This is a genomic window from Sphingobium sp. FW306-1B-F04DB, assembly GCF_058781925.1.
In genome coordinates this window covers 53,275-72,300 of the sequence record NZ_JBYSXE010000004.1, presented here as the reverse complement: position 1 = coordinate 72,300, position 19,026 = coordinate 53,275, and the positions used below count along the sequence as shown (strand labels likewise).

Sequence of the window (19,026 nt, the reverse complement as noted above, 5' to 3'; positions counted from 1 at the left end):
AGCGGTCAGCTTCGCCAGACAAGGCCCGTTTGGGTGTCATCGCCTGAAAGCCCGGACGCACCGCCGAGATGCTGTGCGTCGAGGTGAAGCGAAAACGGCAGGCTGTGGGTGATGCGATCGCCCGTGCGCGCGATGGGTCCCACCTCGGACCGAAGGCTCTTGCGGAGACCGACGTCGATCATCCGGCAACCTGCGATGGCGTCGGGCACCGTGACCATCGCGAGACAGTCCTCGATCGAGGGATCTTCGCGCGGACCAATGGTATCCGAGATCTCGTCAGATGTCAGGCCGACGCATCGGTCGGCGGCCATGCTCCAGAGCGCGGTCGCGTCCTCGACGGCCAGTTTCAGCGTGAAAACATATTCCGACCTGGTTTCGATGCCCTCTCCGGCCGCGTCATCTGCGGCGGAACCAACGCGCACATCCATCTAAGACCTCATCTGCAAACTCAACAAATTCTGGTCTCATCCTTCCCCCGTCAGATGGATGGCGCGGCATTTCCTCCACAACATCGTTGACCGGTTTGAGTCACGGCGGCGCAATCTCCAACTAAGGAGTTTTCCGTAGGCCCGTTGTACGAAACGAATCCGCGGAGATGGCGGCCTTTCGACGTTGCAGGGCGAAGGCTTGTTGTCCCGACAAAGAAAGGGCCGGGATGGCGAACCATCCCGGCCTGAATGCGATCCACCCTGTCGGGAGAGCAGGGCGCCGCCTTCCTTAACGGAAGAGCGACAGGATCGTCTGCGGCGCCTGGTTGGCGATCGACAGAGCCTGGACACCCAGCTGCTGCTGGACCTGCAGGGCCTGAAGCTTCGCCGATTCCTTCGCCAGATCGGCGTCGACGAGGTTACCGATACCGCTCTCGACCACGTCCGACAGCTTGCTGCTGAACTGCAGCTGGCCGTCAATCTTGCGCGAAGCCGAACCCAGCGTGCTGAGGCTGGTCTTTACGGCCGTGGCGAAAGTCTCGACGTCGGTTGCCAGCGTGCCCGCGGCAGCCGCGGTGGCCAGGTTGATCGCAGCACCAGCAGCGCCGACGCTGCCGGCCGCGAACGCCGTGTCCATGCCCTGGTTGGCAACGGTCAGCGGGGTCGCGCCGGCCGAGACCGACTGCAGCGCCGAGACGGTGCCGCTGGTGGCGGTGCTGAGCAGCAGGTTGGTGCCGTTGAAGTCCGACGAGGTGATGATCGTGTTCACCTGCTCCTTGAGAGCCGTGAGGTCCTTGGCGATCGCGTCGCGGCTGGGCTGGTCGAGGCCAGCGTCAGACGCTTCGAGTGCCTTGGACTTCATCTGGTTCGCGAGGTCGGAGATCTGCTCGACACCGGCAACCGCCACGTCAGTAACGCTCTTCGCGTTGCTGAGCGAGGAGTTGACCGCCTTCAGGTCGCCCAGGTCGCCGCGAAGCGTCTGAGCGATCGTGTACTTGGCCGAGTCATCCTTGGTCGAGGCGACGTTGAGGCCGGTGTTGATCCGGCTCTGCGTGGTCGCCATGCTGCGGTTGGTCGAATTGAGGCTCTGCAGAGCCGCCATTGCACCGATGTTGGTGTTAACCGAAAACGCCATTGTTCATTCCTTCTGGATATGAGGCCGACTTCTGCGGCCTGAGCCAGTTTCGCTGGCCCTCGACGATCTGAACGCATCAGCTCGCCTTTCATTCTGGGAAGGAATTCGGGTGCTTCCAAACTGATGTCAAAAATTATTTATAGATAACAGTGTGTTAAATCGCATTGCTCCGGGCACGCAAAAGCGCCGCCGGGAACGGACCCGACGACGCTCTCGGTGCAATTTCGACAGTTCAGAAGGGGAAGAGCGCGTCGTAGATCTGCTGGCCCCAGCGCGCCTGCTGCGCGTCGGTCAGCTGCCCACGCCCGCCATAGCTGATCCGCGCCTCGGCGATCTGGCTGTGGCGGATGCTGTTGTCGCGCGCGATGTCTTCGGGGCGGATGACACCCGAGACGATGAGTTCGCGCAGCTCGAAATTGACGCGCACCTCCTGGCGCCCGCGGATGAGCAGATTGCCATTGGGCAGCACGTCGGTGACGAGCGCCGCGACGGTCATGTTGATCTGCTCGCTGCGGGATGTATTGCCTGCACCCGCCGATTGGGAGTCCGAACTGGTGTCCACCAGATTGGCGGGATCGGGACTGCCGGGCAAAATCTTGGGGATCTGCGATTCCAGGCCGAGCAGCGCGGCAATGCCGGCATTTTCCGAACCGGTGCGTGAGCGGGTGGTCGAATTGTCGACCACCGCGCGGTCGGCGATGTTGATCCGGATCGTGACGATGTCGCCGACCCGCGATGCGCGCTGGTCGCGCAGGAAGGCGCCGGCGCCGGCACGGAACAACGAGGCGCTGGGCGCGGGGGCGGGCGCGGCCTGGCCCGCGCGATGCGCCGCCGCCTGGTTACCCAGCGAGGGCTCGATCGCCGGGGCCACGGGATCCTGCATTGGTGTCATCTTGGGCGCGCGGCCGACATTGGCGAGCCGACCCGGAATGCCGCAGCCCGACACACAGGAAGCCAGCAGCAGCACCGTCATGATGCGTTTCATGGTCATTCTCCTATTGCGCGATCACGCGAACGCGCGCCGAACCCTCGACGACCGCTTCGAGCGTGCGATTGGTGCTCAGGCTGACGACACGGACCGGATCGCCCTGGCCGCCGCCCGAAAGCGCACGGCCCGCGGTGGTGATGGAGAGCGCGCCCGAGCGCAGCGCGATCGTCACCGCCTCGCCGCGGCGCACGAGCTGCGGCTTGACGAGATCGGTGCTGCGCACGGGCGATCCTTGGGGAAGCCGCCGCGCGGCCTCCAATCCCGCCGCGGCGGCGGGCGCGATCGTACCGCGCGCAATGCTGACGGGGCGCGGCTCGACCGCAAAGTCGGCCGCGGATAGCGGCTCGCCCTTTTCGACAGCGCGCGCGAGCACGGGCGTGTCCACCATCACGGGCGCGGTCTGGGCACCAGCGGTGCCCGCGGTCGCGAGCGCCGTGACGAAAAGCAGCAGGCGCATCGGGATCAACGCAGCTGACTGCTGGTGGCGAGCATTTCATCCGCGGTCTTCACGACGCGACTGTTCATCTCATAGGCGCGCTGCGCGGTGATGAGTGCGGTCACCTCGGAGACGGGATTGACGTTCGAGGCCTCGAGAAAGCCCTGCATCAGGGTACCGAAGCCCTCGGAGGCGGGCAGCGCGACGGTGGGCTGGCCCGAGGCCGCGGTCTCGAGGAACATCGAGCCGCCGATCGCCTCGAGGCCTGCCTCGTTGACGAAGGTCGCCAGCTCGAGCTGGCCAACGGTCTGCAGTTCGGGCTGGCCGGACATCTTGACCTGGACTTCGCCCGTTTTCGAAATAATGACGTCGATCGCGCCCTGCGGAATGGTGATATTGGGCTGGACGCGATAGCCGTCGGCGGTGACGAGCTCGCCCTGGTCCGAGGGCTGGAACGATCCCGCGCGCGTATAGCCGATCTCGCCCGTCGGCAGGGTGATCTGGAAATAGCCCGGGCCGTCAACTGCAACATCCCAGCGGTTGCCCGTGTTGGTCATCGCGCCCTGGTCGGTGATGCGATAGACGCCGCCCGTGCGCACGCCTGCGCCGATCTGGATCCCCGAGGGTATGCGCGTCCCGTCCGCGCTCGAGGCGGCGCCGGGGCGTGAGACCTGCTGATAGAGCAGATCCTGAAACTCGGCGCGCTGCCGCTTGAACGCGGTGGTGTTCATGTTGGCGATGTTGTTCGAGATCACGTCGACATTGGTCTGCTGGGCAAGCATGCCCGTCGCGGCGATGGAAAGCGAACGCATGACAATCCTTTCAGATGGATACAGGAATACTTATAGGTCAGTTGACGCGGCCAAGGCGGTCGATGGCGCGTTTGCGCATGTCGTTGAGGCTCTCGGTCATATGCTGGCTGGTCTGATATGCGCGCAGGATCTCGACCATTGCGGTGGTCTCGACGATCGGCTGGACGTTCGACGCTTCCACGCCGCCGATGCGCAACCGGGTCTGCGCGCGCGTGAGCGCGGCCCCCCCGGTGCCCGTCATCATGCCGTCGCCGCGCGGTGAAACCATATTCTCGTTGGCGAAATTGGTGACCGCGATCCGGCCAATTTCGCCATCGCGTGTCATGACGGTCCCGTCCGAGGCGATCGTTACCGTGGCCTTCTGGTCGGCGGGAACGGCGATCGGACGCCCGTTGGCGCCCAGGATGCGCTGTCCCCCCGAGGTGGCGAGCTCGCCCGTCTCGAGTATCTTGATGAAGCCGGCGCGCGTATAGGCGACACCGCCGCCGGGCGCCTCCACGTTGAGATAGCCGGGGCCGTCGATCATCACGTCGAGCGGGTTGCCCGTCGCCTGGAACGCACCCTGGCCGGTGTCATGCACTGCGCCATAGTCGAGGACATAGGAGGTCTTGCGGGCGTCCTCGACAGGCGCCTCCTTGGTCTGCTCGACATATTCATGGAACAGCGGCTGCTCGCGCTTGAAGCCCACGGTGCTGGTGTTGGCCATGTTGTTGGCGGTCACGTCGAGGCGGCGGCGCAGCGCCTGTTCATGGCTCAGCAGCACATAGGTTGAGACGTCCATTCGACACACCTCAGAAAAATCGGCGAAAATCACGCGCCAGGCAAAATTTGCCCAGCACTCATCCTATAATAGAGGCGAAAACGGCAGAACGGACGCGTGCCCCGCATTTCACCGGGGACGGTCGGGGCTCAAGGGGGTGAACGCGTGTCGACCAATGCAATCAGTGACAAGGCGCCAGCGCAGCAAGCAAATGCTCCCAAGCCCGGGAAGCGCAAGCTGATCATCGCCGCGATCGGTGCGGTGGTGCTGCTCGGCGGCGCGGGCGCAGGTTTCGCGCTGATGGGGGGAGAGGGGGAGGACAAGCCCGCGGGCGCGGGCGTGCAGTCTGCATCCTATATCGAGGTGCCCCCGCTGATCGTGAACCTGCGCAGCAGCGACACCGCCGCGCGCTTCCTCAAGCTGCGCTTCATCATCGTCGCCGCCGATCCGGGCAACGCCGACGAGATCAAGGAAAAGCTGCCCGTCATCCTCGATGCGCTGCAGCCCTTCCTGCGCGAACTGCGTCCCGAGGACCTCAACGGGTCCGCGGCGGTGTTTCGCGTGAAGGAAGAAATGATGGCGCGTGCCACGCAGGTGCTCGGCGCGGGGACGGTCCGCGACGTGCTGATCCAGGACCTTGTCCAGCAATGAGCGACGATTTCGAGGAATTCGAGCTGCCCGAACCGCCGGCCTTCGCGCCCAGCGCGGACGCGACCTTTGACCAGGCGGGCATCGACGCGCTGTTCGGCTTCGACGCGGCGGCGTCCGCGCCGCAGAAAAGCGGCCTCAAGGCGGTCATCGAATCCAACGTCATCAGCCACGAACGGCTGCCGATGCTGGAGGTCGTCTGCGAGCGCATGGTGCGGACCTTCGCAACGAGCATGCGCAACCTGACCTCGGACGCGATCGACGTGAGCCTGGAAGAGATCACCTCGCATCGCTTCGGCGAGTTCATGAACCGTGTTTCGCTGCCCGCCATGTTCGGCGTCTTCAAGGTGCGTGAGTGGGAGAATTTCGGTGTGGTCACCGTCGATTCCAACCTGATCTACGCCGTGGTCGATGCGCTGCTCGGCGGCCGCAAGGGCAACAGTCCGCTCAGGATCGACGGCCGCGCCTTCACCACTATCGAGACGATGCTCGTCTCCAAGATGGTGCAGCTGGCGCTCGATGATTTCGCCACGGCGTTCGAGGCGATCGAGCCTGTCGAAATGGCGCTTGAGCGCGTCGAAACCAGCCCGCGCTTCGCTGCGATTGCAGGGCCGACCAATATCGCCGCGGTGGCGACCTTCCGCGTCGACATGGAGGGGCGTGGGGGCAAGTTCACCATCGTGCTGCCCTATGCGACGATCGAGCCGGTGCGCGAGAAACTGCTCCAGCGCTTCATGGGCGAAAAGCTTGGCCGCGACCGGATGTGGGAAGCCCATATGGCGTCGGAGATCTTCAACACCGAAGTGCTCGTCGACGTCGTGCTGGGCGAGAAGCACATGCGCGTCCATGACGTGATGAACATGGCGGTCGGCCAGACGATCGCGCTCAACCGCGGGCCCGATGATCCGCTCGAGGTGCATTGCGGCGGCGTGCCGCTGGGCCACGCCCATATCGGGCAGCGCTGCAACAACATCGCCATCCGGCTTGTAACCGACATTTCAAAGGGGTTTCCCAAATGACGTTCGCAACCTTCACAAACCTCGTCCTGATGCTGCTGTGTATCGCCGTGCTAATTCAGTGCGCGCGGATGATGCGGAGCTTCAACGCCATCAAGTCGGGCGACCTGGGCGAGACGGTCAAGCAGCTCGATCGCGCGACCGCGCAGGCGCGGGGCGTGCTCGCCGAGCTCAAGACGATCCTCGCCACCGACGGCGCCGCCACGACGCGGACGATCGCTTCGGGCGAATCGCTGCGCGACGAGCTTTCGGTCATGGTCGGGATCGGCAATGCGGTCGCCGAGCGGATCATGGATGCCGCCGCCAACGCCGGTGAACGCATGAAGGAGGAGCAGAAGGCGGAGGCCAGGGCGGCAGCAAAGCCCGCCGCCAAGACGACACCGCGCAAACGGGGCGCACAGCGCGCGGCTGCTCCGGCGGGGCGTGCATGATGGGCACGGCGCCGCAGCCCCTGTTGGGTGATCTCCACAAGCGCCTGCCGATGGCGTCGGAATTGTTCGCCAGGCTTGGTCGACCTTCGCTGCTGATGCTGACCGCTGGGGCCGCCGGAATTTCGGCGATCGCCAATGCGGTGGCGGTTGCTGCGCCGCCAGAGCGGGCGCCCGCGACGCCCATGGGCACCTCGATCCAGCAAAGCGCGCGTGAGCGCGACCAGGCGCTGGCACGCCAGCGTCGCGCACTCGATCTGCGCGAACAGGCCGCGCGTGCGAGCGAAGAGCGGCTCAAGGCCGACATGCAGGCGCGCCAGGGCGCGCCGCAGGGCCCGGGCGCGTCTGCGGCGGCGGATGCGGCGGCTGCCGCTGCTTCCGAGCCTTATGAAGAACTTGCGCGGATCTATCAGACGATGAAGCCCGCCAAGGCGGCGCTGATCTTCGAGCGGCTTGATATCGAGGTCCAGACCGAGGTTGCGAAACGGATGCGTGAGCGCTCCACCGCGCTCATCATGTCGAGCATGAGCCCGGGGGCCGCGGTCCAGCTTAGCATGGCATTGGCGGGCAAAAAGGTGAGCAGGCCCCAACCGGGGGCAGCGCCCGCCCGCGCGGCGCAGACGCAGCGACCGCAACCGGTTCCGGCAAAGCAGGCTAGGGCACCGGTCACCGAAGGTACGCGCGCCGCCGCAAGATAGGATGGGAGAAAGCCCGCTGCCATTCGGGCGGCGGGTTTATGTCGTCAGGCCGGAAGCGCAGAGACCTTGACGATCAGCACGCGCGACACGCCCGGATGGACGGGCTTCAGCGCAGCAGTCAGATCCGCGCTCAACTGTTCGGCATTCACCGCTGCAAATCCCGAGGCGTGAAGCCGTGCGAATTCGAGCGAGGCGGCGAGGGATGCGGCGCGCATATCGGGCATGCGCTGGCGTATCGCTTCGGCGGATGTGGCGCTGGTCGCCTCGATCACCACTGAAAGGTCAAATTCACCCTCGATCCGGCTGGCCCCGAAGATCGGCGTCGCGATCCGGTCGAGCTCGACGAAATGGGGCGTGTCGCGCAGCAGCGTCAGCGACTCTGCCGCGCCCGCCGAAGGGCTGATCGCCAGTACCGACAGCGACGAAGCCGCGGCGATCAAACTGCTACGCATTACATTCCTCCAAAACTGCGCCGATGCGCGCGATTGCCAGGGCGAACCGCTCGGCAGCGCTTTTCCTTCCTATAATAGAATGAAAATCCAGTTAGCGGGGTGCACCCAGAATGAGCCGCGACCAGCGACCCGGAAGAGTGCGGGTCTTCAACTCCAATCAGCCGCCCGAAACCCCGCAAAGACGAAGGGGGGACCTTGAAGCGCTGGACCCGGAGACCGGGGCCGCGCGCATTGCCCCGGCATCCCCGGCGGTCGTCGAGGCGGAGCCGCCCAAGAGCTTTTCGATGCTGGCACTGTCGATTCTCTTCCTTGTGGGCTGCGGAATGGGCGGGGCGCTGATCACCGTCTTGGGGCTGTTCGAGGTACCGCGCTGATGAAGCTTCCGATCCTGCTTGCCGGAGCTGCTGCCATCGCAGCTCCCGCGGTATCCGATGCGCCCGGCGCATCCGAAACCAATACGACTGCGTCGGTTTCGTCCGCAGTGGTCACGGCTCCCCCGCCGCCTTCGGTGCGTCTGCCTGGCTTCGCCGCGGCGCTTGCGCAGCAGGCCGAGTTGAACATGCCCTCGGCCTGGCGCGTCATCCCCGACGACGCCGCGTGGAAGGCGCTGGCGCGGGCAAAGGGCGTGCGCAAGCAACATGCGCGCTGGGACTATGCGCGTAGCCTGATCGGGCGCGGGCGCGGGCCCGAAGCCTGGGGCGTGCTCGAGGTGATGCGGCAGGACGATCCCGATCTGTTGATGGTCGACGGTTTCCGGCTGGCGCGTGGTGCTGCGCTCGCATTGATGGCGCGCCCGGCGGACGGCTTCGCCGAGCTGTCGGGACCGGGTTTCGTCAACAATGCCGAGGCGTGCGCGTGGCGCATGCTGACGCTTGCGCAGACGGGCTTTGCCGAGCAGGCGCTGACGCATTTCAATTGCGCGCTGCCCGCGGTGAATGCGCGCAAGGGCGCCGACCGTCGCCCCTTCATCATCGCGATGGCGCGTGCCGCGGTCGAGAATGGCCGCCCCGAGCTTGCGGCCAAGTGGCTGACGCGACTGCCTGATCGCGATCCCGGTGCCAACCTCTATCGCGGTCGCGCGAGCCTCGCGCTGGGACAACTGGCGGAGGCACGGCTGCGCTTCGCGCGCGTCGAACAGAGCGGCTCGATGGCCGAGCGCATGGACGCACGGCTGAGCCAGATCGAGGCGAAGGTCGCCAATCGTTCGATTCAGCCCGCGGCCGCGCTCAAGCAACTCGAGGCTTTGCGCTATGTATGGCGCGGCGATCACATCGAGGAACGCGCGCTGCGGCTGAGCTATCAGCTGAGCGCCGATGCCAGCGATCTGCGCGGCGCGCTGAGCGCGGGTGCGACGTTGTTCCGCTTCTTCGAGCCCGGGCGGCAGGGGCCCGATTTCGTCTCAGGACTTCAGGCAAGACTGGCGAGCGCTCTCGATCCGTCGAGCAAATTGCCGCTCGATCAGGCCGCGGGGCTCTACTGGGACTATCGCGACCTCGCGCCGAGCGGTGCGGCGGGCGACTTCCTCGTCAACCAGCTTGCCGAGCGGCTGCAGATCGCCGGGCTTTATGGCCGCGCGGCCGACCTGCTCGAGCATCAGCTGTTCGTGCGCGCGCGCGATCTGACGCAGGGGCCGCTTTCGACGCGCGTCGCAACGCTGCACATCCTTGCCGGCCGTCCCGATCGCGCGCTCGCCGCGCTGCGCAAGACCGCGGGCAATGCCTATCCCGACGAGATGATCAACGCGCGCAAGCGCGTCGAGGCGGTCGCGCTGAGCCAGCTCGGCAAGACCGACGAGGCCTTTGCGGTGCTCCAGGATGTGCCCGACGCGGGCGTATTGCGCGCCGAGATCCTCTGGAAGCAGCGCGACTGGGCGGGGCTGGCGATCGAGAGCGAGACGCGACTGCCCGCCGCGGGCCGGATCAGCGAGGTCGACCAGGCGGTCGTGCTGCGTTACGCAATTTCGCTTGCCATGCTTGGGCGCGAGGACGCGCTGGTCGAACTGCGCGGACGCTATGGTGCATCCTTTGCCGGACTGGCGACCGCACCGGTGTTCGATATGCTCACCGCGACAGTCGGATCGGTCGATCCCGCGGCGGTGTCGCGCGCCATGGCCTCGATCCCGAGTGTCAGTCCCGCGGGCGACCTTGCCGAACTGCTGGAGGCCGGGCCTCGGCCCGCGCCACCACGCGGCTGAGCGCCCGAAAAAATGGGGCGCGCCGCACCGCGACGCGCCCCTGCCGGGAACCGGAACTTATGGGGATCAGTTCAGGAAGTTCGCCAGCGAAAGCCCGGATAGCTGGGAAAAGACCGAATAGGACGCCTCGAGCGTCGATTTGCGCTGGGCGAGATCGATCGCGACCTGGCCGAGATCGGCATTCTCGACCTTGCCGATCACTTCCTCGAGAAGGATCGCGCGGTCTTCCGCGCGCGTGCCGAGCGTCTCGACCTGGTTCTGCTTGCGGCCGTTCTCGCCATTGACCGAGCGCAGATCGCCGAGCGCGTCGTCGAATTGATCGGCGGCCTGCTGCAGCGCGGCCATCTGCGCCGCGGTCGGCACGTCTCCGATGGGGCCGGCTTCGGCCAGCGTGCGGAAGGCCAGGATGAAGTTGGGGCCCATGTCGCTTGCGACGATGCCGAATTCGACGTCGATCCCGTCACCCACGCGCGCCGACAGGCGCTGCTGGTCGTTGGCATAGGCGTTGGCCGGGTTGAGCCCGACCGTGTCGGCCAGCGTCTGGGGAACCAGCGGCCTTGCAGTGGTCTGGGCGCCAGCAAAGAGCGGCAGCCCGCCCTCCGAAGCGTTCATCGCGTTGCGGAAATCGTTGAAGGCTGCCTCGATCGCTTCCTGAAGGCCGGGACCGCGCTCGGTGCCGACGACGGTCAGCAGCTTTTCGCGAAGATCCATCGTCGTCTTCTCGACCTGATCGAGGTGCGATCCATAGAGATCGAGCGTCGTCCCGACGCGCCCCGCGACCGACTGGTGCGTCTGCTGCTGTGCGAGCATGGCGCGTGCGGAGAGGGTGCGCACCGCATCGGTGCCGAGACCCGCATAGTCGTGCGCCTTCTTGCCCGTGTTGAGCTGCATCTGGCTGGTGGCCAATGCCTGCTGCGAGCGCTGGATCGCGCCCGACAGCGTGCGCTGAAGCGGAATGGTGGCAACGCGGGTCATGGCTTTTACTCCTTACTTCAACATCCCGATCAGGGTGTCGTACATCTCGGTCGCGGTCGTCATGACGCGCGCCGCGGCCGAATAGCTGTTCTGGAGCACGACCATCTGCGCCAGTTCCTCGTCGACGTTGACGCCCGCAAAGCTGTCGCGCCGGTTGACCGCATCATCCATGCGCGCGGCGGCATCTTCAAATGCGGTCTGCGCCTGCGCCGCCTGCGTGCCGGTGCGACCAAGCAGAAGGCTCGAGAAACGTTCGATCGTCACGCTGCCGTCCTTGCCCAGATCGACGGCTTTCGCGAGCTGATCGACAAAGGCGGTGGCGCCGGTGACATCCCCCGCGCCAATGGCCTTCTGCCCCACCGCCGCGCCGAGCTGTAGTCGTGCGAGCGGCAGCTTGGCGGCGCTGGCGAGGATGTCGGGCCGGACCTCGGCCCCGGACAGGCCGCTCGAATCCCCGGTAAGTCCCGAGAGGTTCGAGAAGGAGCGGCCCGTGCCAAAGCGATTGGTCGCGTCCGAGGGGATCGAGATCGTGGCGCCCGTAGCCGCGACGGTCGACTGGAACTGGATGCGGCCACGGGGATCCAGGGTAAAGCTGCCAAAGGTCGCGAGCGGGCTGCCGTTGAGCTCAGTGACGAGATCGCCATAGGTCGGGCCGCCCGAGCCGGTGAGCGTGTAGCTGGTCAGAACGCGGCCGGCGGCATCGCGCAGCACGATCTCGGCGGTTTCGCCCGCGCCGAAGCCATGGGGATCCGATCCGATGAGGCCTGAGGGCACCAATGCGCTCGAATCGCTGCGGACAAGGTCGTTGAGCCCGAAGAATTGCGAGAAGCCGAGGCCCGCGCGGCTGCTGGGGTTGGTCGGATCCTGCGCGATCGCAATGCCGTTGCCCGCGCCATTGGCGGTGATCGACAGCCTGCCGTTCGTCATCGTGGCGGTGGCATTGGGCGCAAGGCCAGCGTTGATCGCGTTGATGGCATCGTCGACCGTCGCGCCCGCCCCGAGTGCGGTGAAGTCGACGGTGGTCTTTGCGACCAGCGTGCCGTCGGCGCCCAGCACCGCAAAGGTGGCGGCGCCGGTAAATCCGAGCCGGTCGGTGCCGACCAGGCCGCTCGGGCGGCCGTCGAGCGACGCGGGCGGGGGCAGGGTGGTCCCCGCATTGGAAACCGCGTTCAGCGATTCGGCGAGGCCGGTGAAGAGCACGCCCAGTTTCTCCGAAAATTCAGGAAGCCCGCGATCGCGAAGATCGATCAGCCCGCCCAGTTTGCCGCCGATCGCGGCCGAATCGATTTTCTCGCCCGTCGACGCCGCCGCATTTCCATTGGCGTCGGCGAAGCGGATGTCGATCGGCGGGTAGGTGGGCTGCGATGCGCCCGATCCCCCCGGATAGCTGAGCTGGCGCAGGCGCCGGTCGAGCAGAACCTGCCCCGACGCGCTGTCGATCGTGACGCGACCGTCGGGTTGCTCGCGGATGTTGACCTTCATCAGTCCGCTCAATTCCTCGAGCGCGATCATGCGGCGATCCGCGGCGCCCGCGGGGCTGCGGCCAAGGCCCTCGAGCCGCGCGACCTCGTCGTTCAGATCGTGAATCTGGCGCAGCAGGACATTGGCCCGGTCGACCGTATAGCTGAGCTCGGTCTCGGTATCGGCGCGCAGGCTCGAAACGTCGCGGTTGAGCTGGTTAAGCTGGGTGATCGTGTCCTGGACATTGCCCGTAAAGCGCGCGATCGACTGCGCCGATCCTTGAAGACCCGTCATCTGTGCGGCCGAGGTCGATATGGCGTTCAGCCTGCCGGCGAGCCCCGATTCCGCACCGGGCGCTCCAAGCAGCGACTGGAGCCGGTCGAGATAGGAGGCCGCTGCTTCCGCCCGGCCGATATCGCCCGCGCGCCGATAGACCGCGCCTTCGAGGAACTTGTCGGCGACGCGCTCGGGCTCACCGATCACGACGCCGCTGACGCGCCCGCTGGTCACGCCCGTGCTGAGCGTCACGCGCTCGCGGGCGTAACCGGCGGTGCCGACATTCGCGATGTTGTTGGATACGGATCGCATCCCCGCCTGTGACGCGGCGAGGCCGGACCTGGCGGAAGCGAGGATCTCGTTCAATGACACGGACTATATCCCTTGCATCGCGAATGTCGGGAGGGTTGGACGATCAGCGCTTCAGGTTGCTGACTTCCTGCAGCATCTCGTCGACCGTCGTGATGATCTTCGACGATGACGAATAGGCGCGCTGGAAGCGGATCATGTTGGTGAACTCCTGCGCCAGATCGACGTTGGAAGCTTCCAGTGTGCTCTTGGCGATCGCGCCCGAGCCGAGCGAGCCGGGTTCGTTGATCGCGACGTTGCCCGAATCCTGCGACATGGCATAGGCGTTGCCGCTGAGGCGCGTCAGACCGTCGGGATTCTGGAAGGTTGCGAGCGGCAGCTGGTAGATGGCGCGCGCGGTGCCATCCTCGAAGATCGCGCTCACCACACCCTTTTCCGAAATCTCGACCGAAGCGACCGTGCCGAGCATGCCGCCGTCGACATTGGACGAGAGCAGCGCCGATTCACCGCTGAACTGGGTCAGGCCGTTGAGACCGCCATTGCTGCCCAGCGAAAGCTGGATCGGGTTCGATGCCGCGCCGTTGGTCCAGGTCGGATTGATCGCACCGAAAAGGGCGGGGCTGGACCCCGCGACATTCAGGCTGCCGTCGCCGTTGAACGCGATCGTGCCGCTGGCGAGCACGCCGCCGGGCGCGGTGACGTCGCCCGCGGGCACGGCATAAACCTCACCGACCCAGGTGTTGGCGGCGGTCTTGACGAAGCCGAAGGTGACGCGGTGCGCATTGCCCTGCCCGTCATAGACGTCGACCGAGCGCGAGAATTGCGGCGTGACGGCACCCGAGGCCATCTGCCCAGCAACATAGGGGCCAGCGATCGGCGTGGTGGTCGACTGGAGATTGGCGCGCAGCTCGATCTCGGTGGTCGGCAGCGCGGCGCCCGTCAGCGCACCGGGGCGTATGGGTTCAAGCGCGTTGAGGTTGCCCGTGTTGACATAGTTGCCCTGGGAATCGAGCGGCCAGCCTTGGAGATAATAGCCACTGGTGTTGCGCAGATAGCCCGCGGGGTCGGTCTTGAACGAACCGGCGCGGGTGTAGGCAACCTCGGCATTGGGATCGGCGCTCGAGCGCACGACGAAGAAGCCGGCGCCATCAATGCCGATATCCGTCAGGCTGCTCGATGCCTGGAGCAGCCCCTGCTTGGAGATCATGGCCTGGGGCGCTGCCGTGACGCCACCTGCCGAATAGCTGCTTCGCACGCGGCCGTCGGTGACGAGCGTGCGGAATTCCGCCGACACGCCCTTGTATCCGACGGTGTTCACGTTGGTGATGTTGTCGGCGACGGTCGCCATCGCGCTCGCCTGGGCACTCAGGCCCGAAACGCCGGCATAAAGAGCGGAATAGAGGCTCACAAACTTCTCCCATGCATGGTGACCGGCGTGTTTGGGCCAGGTCCATATGCATTTTAGGATGATGCGGAGGCCGAACAAATATAGGCAAAATTTTCCTAGCAAAAATCGCGGCTTGCATCGCTGCATCCTATAATACCGGAAACAGCCCAGGGGGATCAGATGACGCTCCGCATTTCGCTGCGTGATGGCGAGAAGGTAATCGTGAACGGCGCGGTACTCCGCGCAACGGGACGCACACAGCTGCATGTCGAAAACACCGCCGCGATCCTGCGGGGCCGCGATGTGATGAGCCCTGAAGAGGCCAACACGCCCGCGCGGCGGCTCTATTTCGCGTGCATGATGGCCTATATCGACCCCGACAATCTGCCCCGGCACCAGAATGCGATCGTCGCGCTGGTCGGCGAGCTCATGGGCGCGCTGCAGTCGCCCGAAGCCAAGGCGGTATGCGTCGAATTCGCACAAAAGGCGGCGGCGGCACAATTCTATCGCGCGCTTTCGGATTGCCGCTGGCTGATCAATTATGAGGCCGAAGCGATGGCGCGCCTGCCCGTGGCGGCCGAATAAGAGGTCGGATGTGCTCACGCTCGCATCTGCCGCGGCCGGTCTGCGCGCGCTTTCGCCCGACCGGCGCTATGGGCGCGTCGTCGCGGTGCGCGGCGCGCTGATCGAGGTCGAAGGGCTCGTCGGCGCCGCGCAGATCGGCTCCCGCGTCAGCATTGCCGCGCCCGGCTGCATGGTCGATGCCGAGGTCACCGGGCTCGATCGCAGCATCGCACACTGCCTGCCCTTCAGCGATCCGCAGGGGATTGCATCGGGCGCCCGCGCAGACCTCGCCGCAGGGCAGCTTTCGCTGCGGCCGTCCGAGGCATGGCTGGGGCGGATGATCGACGGCCTGGGCAGACCCGTCGACGGCAAGGGGCCGCTGCTTTTCGGAGCAGCCTCACGTCCGATCAAGGCAATGCCGCCCCAGGCTTCGGCGCGCGCGCGCGTTGGCGCCAAAGTCGAGACCGGCGTCCGTGCGCTCGACATCTTCGCGCCACTGTGTCGTGGCCAGCGGCTGGGCCTGTTCGCGGGTTCGGGTGTTGGCAAGTCGGTGCTGCTCTCAATGCTCGCGCGCTGGACCGAATGCGACGTGGCGGTGATCGGCCTGATCGGCGAGCGCGGGCGCGAGGTGCAGGAGTTCGTCGAGGACGATCTGGGTGCCGAGGGCCTCGCGCGCAGCGTTGTCGTAGTCGCCACGTCGGACGAACCCGCACTGATGCGGCGCCAGGCGGCGTGGACAACGCTCGCCGTCGCAGAACATTTCCGCGATCAGGGACTGAACGTGCTGTGCCTGATGGATTCGGTGACGCGCTTCGCGATGGCGCAGCGCGAGATCGGGCTGGCGAGCGGCGAGCCACCCGCGACCAAAGGCTATACGCCTACCGTCTTTGCAGAACTGCCGCGCCTGCTCGAACGCGCGGGTCCCGGCCTCCCCGGGCAGGGGACGATCACCGGCCTTTTCACCGTGCTGGTCGACGGCGACGATCATAACGAACCCGTCGCCGATGCGGTGCGCGGCATCCTCGATGGCCATATCGTCATCACCCGGCGCATTGCCGAGCGTGGGCGCTATCCCGCGATCGACATCCTCAGATCGGTGTCCCGCACGCTGCCCCATGCGCATAGCGACGAGGAGAACCTTGTCCGGCTCGCCGGACGGCGCGTGCTTTCGACCTATGGCGACATGGAAGAGATGGTGCGGCTGGGCGCCTATCGCACCGGATCCAATGCCGAGGTCGATCGCGCGGTCGCGCTCGCGCCGCAGATCGAGGCGCTGCTCAAGCAGGGCAAGAGCGAGCGCGGCTATGCGGCCGAAAGCTTTGCTGCGCTCGCCGCGATTTTGGAGGACACGCATGAAGACGCCCTATGACGGAGCGATGCGCATCCAGCAGTCGGAGATCGACGATGTCCGCGTCGCGATCAACATTCAGGTCAACCAGCTGATCCAGATCGAGAATGCGCAAGGCGCGGTAAATGCCGCGATCGAGCGCGAGACCGCGGCGGCGGCGGACGACCTGCGCTTTTCGTCGCATGCCTATGTCGTGCGGATGCGTGCCGAGCGTGCGCGGCTTGCCGGCGACCAGTCGGTCGTGGATGCACAACTGACCCAGCTTCGCAGCCGCGCCGTGAGCGCGTACAGCGCGTTCAAGGCGATCGAGTCGGCTGCCGACAGCTTCCGCGAAGATGCGGAGCGCATGCAGGCCAATGCCGAGCAGGCGGGGATCGATGATTTCTCGGCCGCAAGCTTGGTTCAGGTCCGCCAGGCGGCACGGCGTGCCCAGCTGCGATGACCGCGCGGATCGAGCCTTCGCGGCTGGGTGCGCAGCAGCGTGCCGCGCTGATCTATGCGCAGGCACGTTCGGACCTGTCGAACCGCCTGTGGCAGGCGGCGCTGGGCACGGGCGATGGCGATGGCGGCAGCGAGTTGCGCTCGGCCACGCGCGCCCCCGAACTCAGCCTCGATGCGTTGCTCGCGACACTCGCCAGTGATCACCCGCCGCCGTCGATCGCTCCCGCACGGCCGCTTCAGTCGATCCCGCCGCCGTCCGCGCCGCTGGTCGACGATCGCGCTGCGCGTGACGGGCGCGGCAAGCGGGGGGGAGCGTCGCTGGATGCTTCCGTTGCGCCGGGTCTCGGTGCCAATGCACAATATCAGCCCGCGCTGAATGCCGCCGCCGCGCGCACGGGAATACCTGCCACCGCGCTCGCCGCTATCGTCAATGCCGAGGCAGCAAAGGCGCCTGACGGGCGCTGGCTTGCCTATTCGCGCAATCCGCGCTCGAGTGCCGCCGGTCTTGGCCAGTTCCTGAGCGGAACGTGGAAGGCGGAGGCCGAGCGTGACGGGAGCTGGCTCAACGCGCTCGCGCGTGACCGGGGCTGGCTTACCGAACGGGGCCGGGTGAAGGGAGAGGCGCGCGCCGACCTGCTCGCGCTCCGCTACGATCCTCATGCATCGATTCAGGCGATCGCCGACTATGCGCGTGCCAATCTCGACATGCTCGCGCGCAAAGGCGTCCGGATCGAAGACGATGTCGAAAGCATCGCGCAGGCCGCCTATCTGGGGCACCATCTCGGCATGGGCGACGCGGTCAAGTTCCTCAAAGGGGGGCTGGATTCCGGCCGGGCGCGCACGCTGCTCGCCGCACAGGTGGGCACTGCCCGCGCCAGCGAGCGAATCGCCGCCGCGGGAAGTGCGACGGGCGCGCATCGCGCCTGGCTGCTCGACTATGTCGACCGCAATGTGCGGCCCGAGCGTTTCGGGCGCGTCCTGGCGACGAGCTAAGGCGTTTATTCCTATATTCCGTATTTATACGTATCAATAACGCATTTCCGACGATTTCGGTGCTATATTATGGGAATATTGGTCTCGATAAATATGGGACTAATATGTCGTTAACCTTTTTGCGCGAGAACCGATCGGGCCGGGGGGGCACGCGATTGGCGCGTTGTCCATCCCACTCGGGAGGGCAAAATGTCGAAAACCACGATTGCACTGGAGGCGGCGGTTGCCGCAGTTATCGCAAGTACGCCCGAAGGCGATGCGAGGCCGACGGCGCGTCAGCGCGCCGAAGTCGACAAGGCATTTGCGCGCATCCTCAAGCTGATCGCGCCGCGCATCCGTCATTTCATCCGCCAATATGGCCTGGTGGCGCACTGGGACGATGCCGAGCAGGCCTGTGCAATCGCGGTGCATCGCGCGATCCAGGCCTATGTTCCGGAAAAGGCGCAGTTCACGACCTTCGTGAACTGGCAGATCCGCGGCGAATTGCAGAGCCTGCGCTTCCGGCTGATGGCTGATCAGCGCCCCTCGGCGAAGAAGGTCGAAGCGACTACCGTGTCACTTAATGCGATCGCGCAGGGCGCCGAGGGCGAAGAGAACACGCTGGAATCGGTGATCGAGGACGAGAATGCGCTTGCTCTCACCGAAGCCGCCGCATCGGATTATCTCGCCGAGGCCGCGACCGCCTCGCTGGTCGAGAGCTATATCGATCATCTCCGTACCACTGCGATCGATCAGCTCCGCCGCCGCGCACGCCCCAAGAAGCGGGCGCTGGCGCGGGCCGCCGATGGCGGTGCGATGCTCCGCTCCAGGACGCATGGCATCGACCCCGAAGAACTCGAGAAGCTTGAGCAGCGGCTGACGCGCAACCGCGAGATCGTCGTGCATCGCTTGTTCGGGATGGGCGCTGGCGAAGCGATCGCCGACGAAGCGGGTGTGACCAAGGAGCGCGTACGCCAGATCACCAAGCGTGCGGCCAAGACTATCGCCGAATTGGCAGGCAGCGACCCGCGGTTCATGATGATGGCGGACTATGGGGTACATGCAAAGGCGGCCACGCCGAAGGTTGATCGCGCAGTGGCGCGGATGTGCCCCCCCATCGCCATTCTCCCCGAAGCCAGCCAGCCGCATAGCGAACTGCCGCAGCTCTCGGCGGCGGCAACCGATGGTCTCGAGCACCTCATGCTCGATGCTGTGGCGCTGGATGCGCTTTCGGTGAGCCGGCACTGAACATCCGAATAATGGGAAGGATACAGGCCCGGGGGGGGGGGGGGGGGGGG

21 protein-coding genes are annotated in these 19,026 nt (G+C 66.0%); 11 read left to right on the top strand and 10 right to left on the bottom strand.

What is annotated here, in order from left to right; all coding sequences use genetic code 11:
• Positions 1-5 precede the first annotated feature (5 nt).
• From AC3WJD_RS03965 to AC3WJD_RS03940, 6 genes are all read right to left on the bottom strand, one after another.
• Entirely contained in the window at positions 6-428 is a 423-nt protein-coding gene (locus AC3WJD_RS03965) for a hypothetical protein (protein WP_492744728.1), read from the bottom strand.
• Positions 429-717: 289 nt separating this feature from the next.
• Complete coding sequence (locus tag AC3WJD_RS03960) at positions 718-1,563, bottom strand: flagellin (RefSeq protein ID WP_492744726.1); 846 nt, start codon at positions 1,561-1,563, stop codon at positions 718-720.
• 232 nt (positions 1,564-1,795) lie between these two features.
• Positions 1,796-2,548, bottom strand: a complete 753-nt coding sequence (gene flgH / locus AC3WJD_RS03955) for a flagellar basal body L-ring protein FlgH (protein WP_492744724.1) — start codon at positions 2,546-2,548, stop codon at positions 1,796-1,798.
• Between the two features lie 10 nt (positions 2,549-2,558).
• Entirely contained in the window at positions 2,559-3,008 is a 450-nt protein-coding gene (gene flgA / locus AC3WJD_RS03950; protein ID WP_492744722.1) for a flagellar basal body P-ring formation chaperone FlgA, read from the bottom strand.
• 5 nt (positions 3,009-3,013) lie between these two features.
• Entirely contained in the window at positions 3,014-3,799 is a 786-nt protein-coding gene (flgG, locus tag AC3WJD_RS03945) for a flagellar basal-body rod protein FlgG (RefSeq protein ID WP_492744720.1), read from the bottom strand.
• Positions 3,800-3,836: 37 nt separating this feature from the next.
• Entirely contained in the window at positions 3,837-4,580 is a 744-nt protein-coding gene (locus tag AC3WJD_RS03940; protein WP_492744718.1) for a flagellar hook-basal body complex protein, read from the bottom strand.
• Between the two features lie 144 nt (positions 4,581-4,724).
• Between AC3WJD_RS03940 and AC3WJD_RS03935 the strand changes: the two genes are divergently transcribed.
• Genes AC3WJD_RS03935 through AC3WJD_RS03920 form a run of 4 tightly spaced genes read left to right on the top strand, consistent with a single transcriptional unit; the run spans position 4,725 to position 7,349 of the window.
• Complete coding sequence (locus tag AC3WJD_RS03935) at positions 4,725-5,210, top strand: flagellar basal body-associated FliL family protein (protein ID WP_492744716.1); 486 nt, start codon at positions 4,725-4,727, stop codon at positions 5,208-5,210.
• Positions 5,207-6,226: a flagellar motor switch protein FliM gene (fliM, locus tag AC3WJD_RS03930; RefSeq protein ID WP_492744714.1), complete on the top strand. Its 1,020-nt coding sequence runs from the start codon at positions 5,207-5,209 to the stop codon at positions 6,224-6,226. Before AC3WJD_RS03935 ends, fliM begins: the two co-directional genes overlap by 4 nt.
• Positions 6,223-6,654 (top strand): DUF6468 domain-containing protein, encoded by a 432-nt coding sequence (locus tag AC3WJD_RS03925; RefSeq protein ID WP_492744712.1) that lies wholly within the window; start codon positions 6,223-6,225, stop codon positions 6,652-6,654. Before fliM ends, AC3WJD_RS03925 begins: the two co-directional genes overlap by 4 nt.
• Positions 6,651-7,349 (top strand): MotE family protein, encoded by a 699-nt coding sequence (locus AC3WJD_RS03920; RefSeq protein WP_492744710.1) that lies wholly within the window; start codon positions 6,651-6,653, stop codon positions 7,347-7,349. The genes AC3WJD_RS03925 and AC3WJD_RS03920 overlap by 4 nt, the downstream gene beginning before the upstream one ends.
• Before the next feature lie 44 nt (positions 7,350-7,393).
• On the opposite strand, the gene AC3WJD_RS03915 is transcribed toward AC3WJD_RS03920, so the two are convergent.
• Complete coding sequence (locus AC3WJD_RS03915) at positions 7,394-7,801, bottom strand: hypothetical protein (RefSeq protein WP_492744708.1); 408 nt, start codon at positions 7,799-7,801, stop codon at positions 7,394-7,396.
• A gap of 110 nt (positions 7,802-7,911) precedes the next feature.
• Between AC3WJD_RS03915 and AC3WJD_RS03910 the strand changes: the two genes are divergently transcribed.
• Positions 7,912-8,175 carry a hypothetical protein gene (locus AC3WJD_RS03910; protein ID WP_492744706.1) on the top strand — a complete coding sequence of 88 codons (264 nt, stop codon included), beginning with the start codon at positions 7,912-7,914 and terminating at the stop codon, positions 8,173-8,175.
• Positions 8,175-9,995, top strand: a complete 1,821-nt coding sequence (locus AC3WJD_RS03905) for a hypothetical protein (protein WP_492744705.1) — start codon at positions 8,175-8,177, stop codon at positions 9,993-9,995. The genes AC3WJD_RS03910 and AC3WJD_RS03905 overlap by 1 nt, the downstream gene beginning before the upstream one ends.
• A gap of 66 nt (positions 9,996-10,061) precedes the next feature.
• On the opposite strand, the gene AC3WJD_RS03900 is transcribed toward AC3WJD_RS03905, so the two are convergent.
• The 3 genes from AC3WJD_RS03900 to flgE are packed head-to-tail and all read right to left on the bottom strand — an operon-like array spanning position 10,062 to position 14,424.
• Complete coding sequence (locus AC3WJD_RS03900; RefSeq protein WP_492744703.1) at positions 10,062-10,970, bottom strand: flagellin family protein; 909 nt, start codon at positions 10,968-10,970, stop codon at positions 10,062-10,064.
• A gap of 12 nt (positions 10,971-10,982) precedes the next feature.
• Complete coding sequence (locus AC3WJD_RS03895; protein WP_492744701.1) at positions 10,983-13,079, bottom strand: flagellar hook-associated protein FlgK; 2,097 nt, start codon at positions 13,077-13,079, stop codon at positions 10,983-10,985.
• 43 nt (positions 13,080-13,122) lie between these two features.
• Complete coding sequence (gene flgE / locus AC3WJD_RS03890) at positions 13,123-14,424, bottom strand: flagellar hook protein FlgE (protein WP_492744700.1); 1,302 nt, start codon at positions 14,422-14,424, stop codon at positions 13,123-13,125.
• A gap of 159 nt (positions 14,425-14,583) precedes the next feature.
• On the opposite strand from flgE, the gene AC3WJD_RS03885 reads away from it, so the two are divergent.
• From AC3WJD_RS03885 to AC3WJD_RS03865, 5 genes are all read left to right on the top strand, one after another.
• Positions 14,584-14,988: a flagellar biosynthesis repressor FlbT gene (locus tag AC3WJD_RS03885; protein ID WP_492744698.1), complete on the top strand. Its 405-nt coding sequence runs from the start codon at positions 14,584-14,586 to the stop codon at positions 14,986-14,988.
• 10 nt (positions 14,989-14,998) lie between these two features.
• Positions 14,999-16,336, top strand: a complete 1,338-nt coding sequence (gene fliI, locus AC3WJD_RS03880; protein WP_492744696.1) for a flagellar protein export ATPase FliI — start codon at positions 14,999-15,001, stop codon at positions 16,334-16,336.
• Positions 16,320-16,757 (top strand): hypothetical protein, encoded by a 438-nt coding sequence (locus AC3WJD_RS03875; protein WP_492744694.1) that lies wholly within the window; start codon positions 16,320-16,322, stop codon positions 16,755-16,757. Before fliI ends, AC3WJD_RS03875 begins: the two co-directional genes overlap by 17 nt.
• Complete coding sequence (locus AC3WJD_RS03870) at positions 16,754-17,749, top strand: peptidoglycan-binding protein (protein ID WP_492744692.1); 996 nt, start codon at positions 16,754-16,756, stop codon at positions 17,747-17,749. Before AC3WJD_RS03875 ends, AC3WJD_RS03870 begins: the two co-directional genes overlap by 4 nt.
• Positions 17,750-17,938: 189 nt before the next feature.
• On the top strand, positions 17,939-18,976 hold the full coding sequence (locus AC3WJD_RS03865) for a sigma-70 family RNA polymerase sigma factor (RefSeq protein ID WP_492744690.1): 1,038 nt from the start codon (positions 17,939-17,941) through the stop codon (positions 18,974-18,976).
• Positions 18,977-19,026 lie beyond the last annotated feature (50 nt).